Genomic DNA, 14,471 nt, shown 5'->3' with positions numbered 1-14,471 from the left:
TCGGAGTCTGAACGATAATCCCCTCAATTGGAGAAGTTCCTCGGCAAGGACTGACAATTGATCGACTTAAGTTCATCCCGCCCCCGCATCTCCCGGCATGCTCATGTTGGGAGATGCTTTTGTGTGTCTTGGAAACGCAGGATGAGAATGTTATAATTAAAGGTATTGGTTGATTTAGCCATATTACTGCAATGTTTGAATATAGTCGACAGACATAGATAAAAGGAGTGACTATTGAGGATGGGTCAGGAGAAGAAGGATTATTCCAAATATTTTGATTTCTCTCAAGCTAAAGTCATTAAAGAGGATGAGCATGGCAAGAAGATTAGAATCAACGGACGTGAGATTCATATTATGTCCGAACCGAAGCATAACCAAGAGAAGCAGCGCGGCAAACAGAGCATTCAAGTACACTATGAAGAAGCGGTGCCGGAGTCTCTTCGCCAGCTAGGTCATGGTAAGCGCTATCTTATTTATACGTTCGGTTGCCAGATGAACGAGCATGATACGGAGACGATGAGTGGTCTGCTGGAGGAGATGGGTTACCAGAGGACAGAAGACCGCAAGCAGGCTGATCTTATTTTACTTAACACATGTGCGGTCCGTGAGAATGCTGAAGATAAAGTATTTGGAGAACTAGGGCACTTGAAGACGCTGAAATTGGAAAGACCGGGCCTGATCTTAGGTGTATGCGGCTGTATGTCTCAGGAAGAGAACGTAGTTAATCGTATTATGCAGAAGCATCAATTTGTAGATATGGTGTTTGGCACCCACAACATTCACCGTTTGCCGTACCTGGTTCAGGATGCGCTCTTTAATAAAGAGATGGTCGTTGATGTATGGTCCAAGGAAGGCGATATTATCGAGAATCTGCCTAAGAAGCGTTCAGGTATGCGTGGATGGGTGAACATTATGTACGGCTGCGATAAGTTTTGTACGTATTGCATCGTTCCTTATACGCGCGGCAAAGAACGAAGCAGGCGTCCAGAAGATGTAATCGCGGAAGTTCGTGAACTTGCTCGTCAAGGTTATAAAGAAATCACGCTGCTTGGACAAAACGTCAATGCTTACGGCAAGGACTTCGAAGATATCCATTATCGCTTCGGTGATTTGATGGATGATATGCGCAAAATTGATATTCCTCGTATTCGATTTACGACATCCCATCCACGTGATTTCGATGATCATTTAATCGAAGTGCTTGCGAAGCGGGGCAACCTGGTCGAGCACATCCATTTACCAGTCCAATCGGGCAGCAGTGAAGTGCTTAAGAAGATGAGCCGCAAATATGATCGGGAGCTGTTCTTGAATCTGGCGCGCAAGATTAAGCAGGCTATTCCAGACGTTGGGTTTACGACAGACATTATTGTTGGTTTCCCAGGTGAGACAGATGAGCAGTTTGAAGAGACGGTGTCATTAATTCAAGAAGTCGGATTTGATATGGCTTATACATTTATTTATTCACCTCGTGAGGGGACTCCAGCCGTACATATGGTTGACGACGTGCCAATGGAAGTTAAAAAGGCACGTCTGAAGAGGTTAAATGAAGTGATGGCAGAATTAAGTCGCAGCAGTAATGAACAAATGGTCAGTAAGACGGTTGAAGTGCTGGTAGAAGGCGAGTCAAAGAACAATAGCGAGATACTATCCGGCCGAACGCGTACGAATAAGCTGGTTCACTTTGCAGGCGGCAAAGAGTTGATTGGTCAATTTGTACAGGTTAAAGTGACGGACAGTAAGACATTTTATATTAAAGGTGACCTTGTCACAGAACCGATAAAAATGAGTTCTTAATATTATCGAGGTTATCAGTTACAATAGACTCAGCATGTTTAAAACCTCATTTGAGGAGATTGACGTTAGAGATGGGAGAGGTTCTCGTTGGCTGAACATATACAGGATTCGCATCAGGAACATGCGCACAACCATACAGGTTGTGGTATGCCTTCCTTTAATACGCGTGACCTGCTCGTGCGCGAAGATATCATGGAGAAGGCAAAGCAATTGGCCGATATGATTTGCACGACGGAAGAAGTGAAGCAGTATCAGCAAGCAGAGAAGCAGATTCAGGATCACACGCACATTCAAGAGGTTATTGCCAAGTTGAAGAAGAAGCAGAAAGAGATTGTAGCGTTCCAATCTTTCAAAAATAACCAAATGATTGAGAAGATTGAAGGCGAGATCAATGATCTGCAAGATGAACTGGATAATGTGCCGCTTGTGGTTGAATTCCAACAGAGTCAATCAGATGTAAACTACTTGCTGCAGCTTGTTATGTCTGTTGTTAGAGATACGGTGTCCGAAAGAATCAATGTAGAAGCCGGTGCCGAATCCGACCCGGATACGTGCAGTGATTAACGGTCGCTTATACTTATGATGCGCTTCGCTTGATGACGTCAGCGCATCATTTTATACGGATAATAGGACACCCCCGATACAATTAGTATTGGGGGTGTTTTGTGATTGGCGAAGCTGAATCGTTTCACGAATATATGATTAACATGATGAAAAAAACCAGCTGTCAAAGGGTGCGCTTTGTACCTTCAGGTTAACATTTTACGAAACTCGGATGTCAACAGCGGTATGATCTCAAATAAGTCACCCACTATGCCGTAATCAGCCACTTGAAAGATTGGCGCCTCGGGATCAATGTTAATCGCTACAATCACCCGCGATTGGCTCATGCCTGCGAGATGCTGGATCGCTCCGCTAATCCCACATGCAAAATAAATTTCTGGGGTGACTACCTTCCCAGTTTGGCCAACCTGAAGTGAATAGTCACAATATCCTGCATCACAAGCGCCTCGTGAAGCCCCCACAGCACCGTTTAATACAGATGCCAGCTGCTCCAATGGTTTAAAGCCGTCTGAGCTCTTAACGCCACGGCCGCCAGAAATAATAATTTTGGCTTCAGTCAGGTCTATAGCCCCAGACATCCGCTGAACCACCTCATGAACGACAGATCGTAGCGATGGGGAGGGGGTAGGCAGGAATGTCTGCTTAATGTCGGCGGCATTAGCTGACAGACTGTCCTCCAGGTGATCTATAGCTTTAAAGTTATTAGGACGTATCGTGATAATCCATGGGGTAGCTTGGTTAGCAAACTGGCGGGATTCGAACGCTTTTCCCGCATATACCGGGCGCCGGAAGGTCCAGCCTGTCTCAGAAGCCTGAAAAGAGACGACGTCAGACAATTGTCCGCTCTTTGTATGAGCTGCAAGCATAGGAGCTAAATCTCTGCCCATCGCAGTATGGCCAAACAGGACGATATCGGGTGATACGATATCGTTAAAAGTGCGCACAGCGGCAAAATAAACTTCAGGCTCATAGTACTTATACGATTCGTCGTCTGCGATAATGAGCTCTTGAATCCCAGTTTTCAATAGAACACTGCTGACGGCATCTAATTGATGACCGATAAGCAATGCTACAATTCGATCCCCAGGCGTATAAAGTAGTTCCGCAGCATGAAGCGCTTCGAAGGTTACCTGCCGCAATTGATTACCTCTCATCTCTGCAATGACTGCTATCGTGCGTCCCATGTGATCGCACTCCTTTCATCTATCGTTATCCGATACATTTGGCTTCATCACGCAAACTTCGAATCAATTGTTCGACCTGCTCAGCAGGGCTTCCTGCGAACAGCTTGCCAGACAGGCGGGGAGGCGGGAGCTCGATCGAGGTCCTCAGCGTACCGGCAGCTTGTGAGAAGTCAGGACACAAAGTCATTGCATCAATCTGGGTAAGCGGCTTCTTCTTTGCTTTCATAATGCCTGGAAGTGAAGGATAGCGCGGCTCATTTAATCCCTGCTGCGCTGTAAATAACGCAGGCAGTGTCACTTCAAGACGTTCCGTGTCCCCTTCGGCGTCTCGATCAGCTTTGGCACGCTGTCCTTCCATTCGTTCAAGCTTCGTAATAGCTGATACGTGTGGGATGTCCAAGAGCACAGATAAACGAATAGCTACTTGAGCGCTACCTTGATCAACGCTGAAATGGCCAGCTAACAGCAGCTGCGGCGGTTGATCCTTAAGCGCGGCGTACAACAGGCTTGATACCACATGCTCGTCAAGCTGTTCAGCAGCGCTGCTCTCGACATGGATGAGAACGGCTTCGTCTGCTCCCATCGCCAATGCTGTTCGTAACGCTTCCGCACAACGTTCAGGACCGACAGAAATGACGGTTACTTTGCCCCCATAGGCTTCCTTCCAACGCAGTGCTTCCTCAACGGCATATTCATCATAAGGATTTATCACCCATTTTACACCGTCTTGACTTACTTGTCCGTTAACAATGCTCACTCTTTCCTCCGTATCAAACGTTTGCTTCAGTAAGACAACAATATCAAGCGGTGAATGAGCTGATTCATTACTTAAAAAAGTCATAGCACACCTCGATTCTGCAGCATTGGTCTTAGGACCTTCATTTCAATCATTACTTGTCTATATATATGTGGGGAAGACAACGAACATTTCTTCATCAAGCATTTTTTACGTAATAAGTTCATATCCATCAACCATAAGGACTAATACGAGCTCAGAACGTGGAGCCGTATGTTGTCCTAATACCACCATGATGATCATAGATTGGCAGAAGAGAAGAAGGGGGAGATGATAATGCTTCTGCTGGTCAAATGGATTTTATGTCTGTCATGCATGTCCATCGGAATGACGATGTTTATACACGTGATAAGGATGCGCTGGCAGTATGTACGTCTTGGCATGCCTTCTACTGTTCTGGACAACGTGAGCGGCAGGGTGTGGCAAGCATTGCTAAAGACAATGAATCAAGGGAAATTGTGGAAGGATTGGCGCAGCGGGCTGATGCATCTGTTTTTGTTCTATGGCTTCCTTCATCTGCAGATTGGAGCAGTTGATATTATATGGAAGGGATTAACAGGGAATCATCTGCCACTGCCAGGATATGAGGCGTTTGTCATTGCACAGGAATACACGGTCATGATTGTGCTGGCTGCAATTCTTTACGCGGGATATCGACGTTACGTAGAACGGCTGGCGCGATTAAAACGAGGCATGAAGCCAGCTTGGGTACTGTTGTTTATCGTCTTGCTGATGGTAAGCGTAGTTGGAACGATGGTGTTTGATCGTGCGTTGGAGGGTGCAACAGAAGTGACAGGGTCGTTAACAGCATGGATTGCTTCCTCAATCGTACATTCGCCACTGTTTATATTGACCATTGGTTATGAAATTTCATGGTGGCTTCATCTAGTGGTGCTGCTTGTTTTTTTGGTGTATGTGCCGCAGTCCAAGCACTTTCATCTAATAGTAGCTCCAATCAATCTAGGCCTCCAACGTTCGTCGCATGAGATTGGCAAGCTGGAACCGCTTGATTTGGAGCAGGAGGAAGCGGAAAGCTTTGGTGTTGGTGCTATTGAGCAGTTTAGGCAGAACCAGCTTGTGGATTTGTATGCATGTGTAGAGTGTGGCCGTTGTACCAATGTATGTCCTGCAGCCAGTACAGGAAAATGGTTGTCACCGATGCATTTGATTACAAAGTTACGCGATCACTTAACGGAAAAAGGTGCTGCCGTTACTTCAACTACACCATGGGTTCCTGCTCTACATGCTGGCGTCATGACACATCGTTGGATAAATATGGGGAGTAATGAAAGTGAAGCGCTTGTCCAGTTAACGGATGCACATCCTGTTGCTGGAATTGAGCAATCAGGTGCTGATGTATTACAACGTGCCGCTGGAAAGTCTGCCGCGCCTATCTCATATACATTATCGATCCAGAAACAGCAATGGGTCGGTGAACGCTCACATATCAAATCAACCGAGAATGCTCATGATGCACGGTCATTGGAATTAATTGGTGATGTTATGTCTGAACAGGAATTGTGGGCTTGTACAACGTGCCGAAATTGCGAAGATCAATGTCCAGTCGGAAATGAGCACGTGGATAAGATTATTGACATGCGGCGATACCTCGTGCTGACACGCGGCGAGCTCCCGGCTGATGCTCAACGGGCAATGACCAATATTGAACGTCAAGGCAATCCTTGGGGCATCAATCGTAACGATCGGCATCAATGGGCACTGGATTGGGAGCGCAGCAGTGGCCGTCATGTACCGGTAGTAAAGGAATCAACGGCTTACGATGTATTGCTGCTTGTCGGTTCTATGGGTGCGTATGATCGTCGTTCTCAACGTGTCATCCGCTCGCTTATTCGTCTCATGGAGGCGGCCGGTATCCGATACGCTGTGCTAGGTAATGAAGAGCGCAGCTCAGGAGATACAGCTCGGCGACTAGGCAATGAATTTCTGTATCAGGAGTTAGCGCGCGACAATGTCGCCTTGTTCAAGAAGTATGACGTTAAGCAGATTGTAACAGCTTGCCCTCATACCTATCACACTATAAAGAAGGAATATCCAGACTTTGGGTTAAGCGCAGACATCGAAGTGTATCACCATACCGAATGGTTATGGACAATGTGGCAGGAAGGACGAATTCAGCTTAAACATGCGGTGAACGAAAAAGTGGTCTGGCACGATTCCTGTTATCTTGCTCGCTATAACAACATCGTCGATGCTCCACGCGAATTGGTAAGAGCTATCCCGCAACTATCCCTTGTTGAGATGGAACGGCACGGCAAAGATGCAATGTGCTGCGGAGCGGGCGGCGGCCGGATGTGGATGGAAGAGACAGAAGGCAAGCGAGTGAATGTGACCCGTGTAGAGCAGGCATTGCTCACGGAACCGACTGTGATCGGGAGCGCATGCCCGTATTGTCTCACGATGATGGAAGACGGTACAAAAAGCTTGGAGCGTGATGAGATACGATCGTATGACATTGCTGAATTGGTAGCGATGTCAGTCCTTGGCGAACGTGAGTAATCGATGAAACGATTAGGTATTCGCTGTGTTTTATTTCTTCTTACTAGTTACGCTTGCACAGAAGATGCGAGCGAACAATAAATGCAGCTGCTTCATGATACGCATAACACAAGTTGTTTTCCAATATAGCAGTAGTAAGGCTTTATAAGCGAGTAGGACTGTTAGCTGATTCATGGAACAACCAATCCATGAAACGACAGATTCCTAGAACGTAAAGGAGTGAACAATGTGGCGTTAAAACGATGGAATGAGGTACGGACCGCTGCGGTAATCGGATCAGGTGTTATGGGGGCTGCTATCGCTGCACATTTAGCGAATGCAGGCATACGATGTCTACTGCTTGATGTTGTACCGAACTCCATAACCGTCGAAGAAGAAATAAAAGGGCTCGCCCTAACAGATAAGGCTGTACGCAACCGCTTAGCAACTCAGGGCATAGCGCGACTGAAGAAAACAAATCCATCTCCCTTGTATATGGAAGCGTTTGCGGATCGGATAGCAGCAGGCAACACCGAGGATGATATGCCCCGTTTACGAGGCGTAGACTGGATTATAGAAGCTGTAACCGAACGTCTGGATATTAAGCGTGTCGTATGGGATGCGATCGAGGCACATTGGACGCCTGGCACGCTTGTCAGCTCCAATACCTCAGGAATTTCTCTGACTGCGATTGCAGAGGGCCGTGGGCAGGCATTCAAGGAATCGTTTGTAGGCACACATTTTTTTAACCCGCCGCGATACATGCACTTGGTTGAGGTGATTCCAACCGCGGATAGTGCTCACGATACAGTAGAGCAGGCACGCGAGTGGTGCGAGCGCAGACTTGGAAAAGGTGTCGTTATCGCTAAAGATACGCCCAACTTTATCGGCAATCGCATTGGTACCTACAGCCTCGTGACAACTCTTCGAGAAATGGAACGTGCAGGATTAACGATCGAGGAAGTGGATGCGATAACTGGGCCAGCGATGGGGAGGCCCAAGAGTGCAACCTTCCGCACGCTGGATCTTGTCGGACTGGATACGTTTATGCACGTTGTTGGTAACTTGACAGAACATGCGCCAACTGAATCTGAACGTCAATTGTTCAAGCTCCCGAGTTGGTATCACAAGCTGGTAGAACAAGGTCATATTGGAGAGAAAGCAGGTCAAGGCTTCTATAAAAAAGAGGGCAAGGGCCGTATTACAGCACTTCGGTTCGATACGATGCAGTATGCAGACAGACAACATGTTCAAGCCGCTTCACTTGAAGCCGCAAAGCGAGCTAATGGAACGGGCAACAAGCTGAAAGCACTGCTGAATACCAAGGATAAATATGGAACATTTGCTTGGGATACGACCAAACAAATGTTGGTTTATTCTGCATCGCTAGTTGGTGTTATCGCAGACGATATTCACAATATTGATCACGCGATACGCTGGGGCTTTAATTGGCAGTTGGGTCCATTTGAAATGTGGGATGCCATTGGAGTTAGAGAATCAACGGCCCGGATGCAGGCAGAGGGGGTGGACGTACCTGCTTGGGTGCTGGAGTGGCTGGCAGCAGGACACGAAACCTTCTATATGAAGCTACCGAGCAAGGGGAAAGCATATGCCCATCTTGGTGGTTATCGAAATGTGGAAACAGCCCCTCAACATATTTCGCTGCGTGAGCTAAAAGACGCTGGCGCGACGATTGCCAGTAACGCAGGAGCTAGTCTGATCGACCTTGGTGACGGCGTGGCTTGCCTGGAGTTTCATTCGCCGAACAACGCAATCGGTGGAGATATTTTGTCAATGATCCAACGCAGCGTAGAACTCGTGGAACAGCAATATCGTGGCTTAGTAGTGGCTAACGAAGGCAAGCATTTCTGTGTCGGCGCTAATATTATGCAGCTGCTTGCAGAGGCCCAAGCGGAAGAATGGGAAGAAATTGATGATATTATTAAGCATTTTCAGCAGTCGATGCTGCGGCTGAAGCGATTGCAGAAGCCAGTTGTGGCCGCGCCTCATCAGATGACGCTTGGCGGTGGTGTTGAAGCTTGCTTACCTGCTGACGTCATTTTATTCAGTGCAGAAACCTATTTTGGATTAGTTGAGACTGGAGTGGGCTTAATTCCGGCAGGTGGCGGCTGCAAAGAACTGCTGCAGCAGCTCTCGGCAAGGTTTCCTCATGCGGAGGATGATCTGACGCCGCATGTACTGCGGATATTCGAGACAATTGCGATGGCTAAAGTATCAACAAGTGGCTTTGATACAGAAAGGCTTGGTTACAGGCGGCCAAAGGATGAGGTGTTAATCGACAGTAAACGCCGCATTTATGAGGCGAAACAAATCGTGCTTGCAATGGATGCCTCTGGATTTAGCAGTGAGCATTCACCCGTCATTCGAGTGGCTGGCAGAGAAGCCAAAGCTGCGATGAAGCTGGCTATCCAGGGGATGCGCGAAGGTGGCTACATAAGCGAGCATGATGCTCTGATCGCAAATAAGCTTGCTCATATACTGTCAGGTGGCGACGTGCCGAGCGGAGCACTTGTATCGGAGCAATATGTGCTGGATTTGGAGCGGGAAGCATTCTTGTCGTTATGCGGCGAACAAAAGACACAGCAGCGGATGGAGCATATGCTGCGTACCGGTAAGCCATTACGCAATTGATGGAAGGGGGATGAATAGATGATGAAACCATCTTCAGGCACAAGAACACCAATACCGACACATCGGGAAGCGGTGATCGTATCTGTGGCAAGAACGGCTGTAGGCAAAGCAAAACGTGGGGCACTCGCAGAAACACGCGCAGAGGATATGGGGCGGGCTGTTATTGAAGCCGTGCTGGAACGGGCACCTGGCGTAAGCCGGGAAGTGATCGACGACGTCATCCTTGGCTGTGCAATGCCAGAGGGGGAGCAAGGGCTTAACGTAGCGCGAATTATCGCGTTGTATGCCGGTCTGCCATCATCCGTGCCTGCAGTGACGGTAAACCGCTTTTGTTCATCTGGGCTGCAGGCAATCGCTTACGCTGCCGAACAAATTCAATCAGGAAGTTCAGATATCGTGATTGCTGGGGGAGTAGAGAGCATGTCGCATGTGCCTATGACCGGCTTCAAGCTGGCGCCACATCCGCGAATTGCGGAGGAGATGCCAGAAGTATACATCGGCATGGGACATACGGCGGAGCGAGTTGCTGCTCTGTATGGCATTAGCCGCGAGCAGCAGGACGCCTTCGCCTTGAACAGCCACCGCAAAGCTGCGGCAGCACAAGCAGCTGGCCTGTTCAACGATGAGATCGTGCCCGTTCAGTCACTTCATTCTAAGGAATCGCCGAGTGGACATTACACACTTCATTATAAGCCCTTCGAGCATGATGAATGTGTTCGCGCTGATACGAGCATGGAGGCTCTTTTACGGCTGAAACCTTCGTTTGCAGCCAGAGGTACAGTGACGGCTGGCAATTCATCACCAATAAGCGACGGTGCTGCAGCTGTGCTGGTGATGAGCCGAGAACGCGCCGAGGCGCTTGGTTTGGAGCCGCTTGCCACATTTCGAGGCTTCACGGTAGCGGGAGTGGCCCCTGAAGTAATGGGAATCGGCCCTGTGGAAGCAATTCCAAAGCTGCTGCGACAAGTAGGATTGGAAAAGAACGATATTCACCAGTATGAAATAAACGAAGCATTCGCAGCGCAATGTCTCGCCATTATAAAGCAGCTAGAACTAGACGAGGCACAGATTAATGTAAATGGTGGTGCGATTGCACTGGGACATCCGCTCGGCTGTACCGGAGCTAAGCTTACTACGAGTTTGGTTCAGGATTTACGTCGAAAAGGAGGCGGATTCGGCATTGTATCGATGTGCATCGGTGGGGGTATGGGCGCGGCGGGTTTGTTCGAGGTTCATGCGACAAAAGCATCAGCAGAGGAGGGCGAATGAAATGGACGCAAAACATGTAGTCTCAAAACCGGTAGGCGGCGGTTTTTTGTTGTATGAATCATTACCGGATCAAATCGTTACCCCTGAAGACTTTACAGAAGAACAGCGTATGTTTGCGGACACTACTCAAGCATTTTTGGAAGGGGATGTGCTTCCAAATGATGAGCAGTTGGAGAAGCTGGATTATGAACTGACAGTTAAGCTGATGCGCAAGGCGGGTGAATTGGGCTTGCTGGCAGCAGATGTGCCGGAGGCTTACGGTGGTTTAGGCCTTGACAAAGTCAGCTCTACGATTATAAATGAGACGCTGGCGCAATCCTCCTCATTTGCCCTATCGATCGGCGCGCATGTTGGCATCGGAACGTTGCCAATCGTATTTTTTGGCTCGGAGGCGCAGAAGCAGAAGTATTTGCCTGAGCTGGCATCAGGCGCCAAGATCGCCGCATACTGCCTTACAGAGCCTGCATCCGGATCTGATGCGCTTGGCGCACGCACGACGGCTAAGCTGTCTGAGGACGGCAAGCACTACGTGCTGAATGGGTCAAAGATCTATATTACGAATGCAGGCTTTGCAGATTTGTTTATCGTTTATGCCAAAGTGGACGGCACCAAATTTACGGCCTTTATTGTGGAACGTTCGCTTCCTGGTTTTACGGTTGGTCCTGAAGAGAAAAAGATGGGTATTAAAGGCTCTTCCACGTGCCCGCTATATTTTGACAACATGCCTGTCCCGGTTGAGAATGTGCTTGGCGAGATCGGCAAAGGTCATTTAATCGCCTTTAACATTTTAAATATCGGCAGATTTAAGTTGGGAGCAGGTTGCCTGGGCGCAGCAAAGGAGGCGATTCGGTTGGCGTCTTCGTACGCCAATGTACGGACACAGTTCGGAAAGCCCATCAGCCACTTTACGCTTATTCGCCAGAAGTTGGCGGATATGAACGCCATTACTTATGTACTGGAAAGTATGGTCTATCGTACTTCCGGCTACATCGATGGCATGCTGAGCGATATGGATCATCAAAGTGCTGAAGCTGGCAAAGCATCCGCCAAGGCGATTGCAGAATATGCGCTCGAGTGTTCCATCAATAAAATATTTGCTAGCGAGGCGCTCCAATTCGTGGCAGATGAAGCGGTGCAGATTCACGGCGGTTATGGGTATACGCAGGAATACAAGGTCGAACGAATCTATCGGGATGCACGTATCAACCGTATATTTGAGGGGACCAATGAAATCAATCGCTTACTCATACCCGGTACACTGCTCAAAAAAGCGATGAAAGGAGAGCTCCCGCTCATTGAACGATTAGAGTCGCTGCAGCAGGAATTGCTTGCCCCTCTCCCGTCAGCATCGCCGATTCATGACTCATTGTCTGAGCAGAGCGAGTTGTTGTCGCGGTTAAAAACGATATTTTTATTTGTCGGAGGAAGCGCTGTTCAGAAATTTGGTCAGGGTATAGATGAGGAACAGGAAGTACTGGCACACTTATCAGATATGATTATATCGATTTATGCCGCTGAGAGTGCATTGCTGCGAGCTGAGAAGTTGGCTGAACGCTACGGGCAAGAGAAGTCCGCACTGGCTGCTGCAATGACATTAATCTACCTGCGCGATAGTATTGCTGCCACAGATATTAGCGCGAAAGAACTGCTGGCATATATATCGACGGGGGATACGTTAAAGACACAGCTCTCAATCTTAAAAAAATTAGTTCGCACCCAATCGTCTTCCTTGACCCCATTAAAGAGAACCATTGCCAGCCAAGTAGTTGCGCAAGAAGGTTATGTCACTGTCGCTACGTAGCCCATCACGTCTGTCAGCAGGGAATGACTATGGCCGCTCATCCGCGGCAGGAAGGAGTGGATAGTCATGTTGGGGGATCAACCATGGCTCGTCCATTATCCCGCAGAAGTCGCATCAACCTTCGACTATCCGAAGCACAATGTGGGGAGGCTGCTGATCGATGCAGCCTCTGCCTTTCCCACACACACAGCAGTGGAGTTTATGGGAGGGAAACTAACGTATCAGGAACTACTGGATGGTGCTTACCGTTTTGCAGATGGACTGCACAGTTTAGGCATCAAGCCTGGCGAGCGTGTCGCCATCATGCTGCCGAATTGTCCGCAGGTGATTATAGCCTATTTTGGCACATTGCTTTATGGAGGCATTGCCGTAATGACGAACCCGCTCTATATGGAGGGGGAACTGACACAACAATTGTCAGACTCAGGCGCAGTAGTCATTGTTACACTTGATTTGCTTTTCAAGCGTGTCCTCCGAGTCAAGCCGCATACGCAAGTACAGCATATTATAGTTGCTTCTATAGCTGAATATTTACCGTTCCCTAAAAACTGGATATATCCGATAAAAGCAAAAAAAGATGGTCAAGATTTGCATGTACCGGACCTTCCGTCTGTTTATAAATTTAAAGCTTGGCTGAAACGATGTCATCCTCATCAGGTATGCAAAGAGGTGGATGCCGAGCGTGATGTAGCAATCCTACAATATACGGGGGGGACAACGGGCATCGCTAAAGGTGTCATGTTAACCCATTACAATTTGATCGCAAATACGATCCAGACAGCAAACTGGTTCTATCAAGCCAGAAGAGGAAAAGAAGTATTTCTAGCGGCGCTGCCCTGTTTTCATGTATTTGGCTTGACAGTGCTGTTAAATCAAGCGGTACATTTGGCAGGACAAATTGTACTGCTGCCGCGATTTGATCCGAAGCAAGTGCTTGCGGTAATCGAAAAGAAACAAGTGTCCATTTTTCCAGGTGCTCCTACGATGTATATTGCCATTAACCATCACCCTGACGTGAAATCATATAATATTAGCTCTATACGTGCATGTGTAAGCGGTTCAGCGCCGCTGCCGCAAGAAGTGCAGGAGCAGTTTGAGGCGTTAACTGGAGGCAGACTGATTGAAGGTTATGGTTTAACCGAGGCTTCACCCGTAACCCATGCCAACAACGTGTGGGATTACCGGAAGCTGGGCTCAATCGGAATACCATTTCCAGATACGGAAGCAAGAATCGTGAACGCCGAAACGGGTGAACAACTGGCTGTTGGAGAAATTGGTGAGCTTATCGTACGCGGTCCGCAAGTGATGGTTGGGTATTGGCAGCGGCAAGCAGAGACGGCGGCGGTACTTCGTGATGGCTGGCTGTATACAGGAGATATGGGGAAAATGGATGCAGAGGGCTTCTTTTATATCGTAGACCGAAAAAAAGATATGATTAACGCGAGTGGGTTCAAAGTATATCCACGTGATGTGGAAGAAGTGTTATTTGAACATCCAGACATCAAAGAAGCCGTCGTGATTGGTGTTCCCGATGCTTACAGGGGGGAAACAGTGAAAGCCTACGTTATTCTCAAGGATGGCTCGGATGTGACGGCTGAGCAAATTATTGCGTGGTGCAGAGGACATCTTGCAGCTTTTAAAGTACCGCGGCTTGTTGAATTTCGGACAGAGCTGCCAAAGACGATGGTCGGTAAAGTGCTGCGACGCAAACTGCTTGAAGAGGTCGCACAAGAACAGATCGAGCAGGCACTGGCAGATGAAAAAGTGGTTGATAAGACGGAATAGCTTGATTGGACGTGTTGGAATGGGGTAATGTAGAATTAGGTACCATTTTACTCAGAGGTAATGTAGATACAATCATAGGTTGTGACTAAGCCGGTCGTTATGGCAACGGCCGGTTTATATGCAGCTTTAT

9 protein-coding genes are annotated in these 14,471 nt (G+C 48.1%); 7 read left to right on the top strand and 2 right to left on the bottom strand.

What is annotated here, in order from left to right:
- Positions 1 to 240: 240 nt before the first annotated feature.
- Complete coding sequence (gene miaB, locus MH117_RS08245) at positions 241 to 1,794, top strand: tRNA (N6-isopentenyl adenosine(37)-C2)-methylthiotransferase MiaB (protein WP_239328202.1); 1,554 nt, start codon at positions 241 to 243, stop codon at positions 1,792 to 1,794.
- A gap of 147 nt (positions 1,795 to 1,941) precedes the next feature.
- Positions 1,942 to 2,358: a YlbF/YmcA family competence regulator gene (locus MH117_RS08240; protein WP_239328687.1), complete on the top strand. Its 417-nt coding sequence runs from the start codon at positions 1,942 to 1,944 to the stop codon at positions 2,356 to 2,358.
- A 185-nt stretch (positions 2,359 to 2,543) separates the two neighbouring features.
- Here MH117_RS08240 and MH117_RS08235 read toward each other — a convergent pair whose 3' ends face one another.
- Entirely contained in the window at positions 2,544 to 3,542 is a 999-nt protein-coding gene (locus MH117_RS08235; protein ID WP_239328201.1) for an electron transfer flavoprotein subunit alpha/FixB family protein, read from the bottom strand.
- Between the two features lie 25 nt (positions 3,543 to 3,567).
- On the bottom strand, positions 3,568 to 4,383 hold the full coding sequence (locus MH117_RS08230) for an electron transfer flavoprotein subunit beta/FixA family protein (protein WP_239328200.1): 816 nt from the start codon (positions 4,381 to 4,383) through the stop codon (positions 3,568 to 3,570).
- Positions 4,384 to 4,653: 270 nt separating this feature from the next.
- Between MH117_RS08230 and MH117_RS08225 the strand changes: the two genes are divergently transcribed.
- The 5 genes from MH117_RS08225 to MH117_RS08205 all read left to right on the top strand — a co-directional run bounded on the left by MH117_RS08225 (position 4,654) and on the right by MH117_RS08205 (position 14,341).
- On the top strand, positions 4,654 to 6,855 hold the full coding sequence (locus tag MH117_RS08225) for a (Fe-S)-binding protein (RefSeq protein WP_239328198.1): 2,202 nt from the start codon (positions 4,654 to 4,656) through the stop codon (positions 6,853 to 6,855).
- Positions 6,856 to 7,083: 228 nt separating this feature from the next.
- Positions 7,084 to 9,486 carry a 3-hydroxyacyl-CoA dehydrogenase/enoyl-CoA hydratase family protein gene (locus MH117_RS08220; protein WP_343224449.1) on the top strand — a complete coding sequence of 801 codons (2,403 nt, stop codon included), beginning with the start codon at positions 7,084 to 7,086 and terminating at the stop codon, positions 9,484 to 9,486.
- A gap of 18 nt (positions 9,487 to 9,504) precedes the next feature.
- Positions 9,505 to 10,755, top strand: coding sequence for an acetyl-CoA C-acyltransferase (locus tag MH117_RS08215; RefSeq protein WP_481857251.1), 1,251 nt, complete (start codon positions 9,505 to 9,507; stop codon positions 10,753 to 10,755).
- A gap of 1 nt (position 10,756) precedes the next feature.
- Positions 10,757 to 12,556 carry an acyl-CoA dehydrogenase family protein gene (locus MH117_RS08210; RefSeq protein WP_239328196.1) on the top strand — a complete coding sequence of 600 codons (1,800 nt, stop codon included), beginning with the start codon at positions 10,757 to 10,759 and terminating at the stop codon, positions 12,554 to 12,556.
- A gap of 66 nt (positions 12,557 to 12,622) precedes the next feature.
- Complete coding sequence (locus MH117_RS08205; protein ID WP_239328195.1) at positions 12,623 to 14,341, top strand: long-chain-fatty-acid--CoA ligase; 1,719 nt, start codon at positions 12,623 to 12,625, stop codon at positions 14,339 to 14,341.
- Positions 14,342 to 14,471: the final 130 nt, after the last annotated feature.

Source organism: Paenibacillus sp. ACRRX (genome assembly GCF_022346885.1).
In the GTDB taxonomy this organism is placed as follows: domain Bacteria; phylum Bacillota; class Bacilli; order Paenibacillales; family Paenibacillaceae; genus Paenibacillus_B.
Note: the sequence above shows the minus strand (reverse complement) of the source record. Positions and strands in the feature narration are given on the sequence as shown.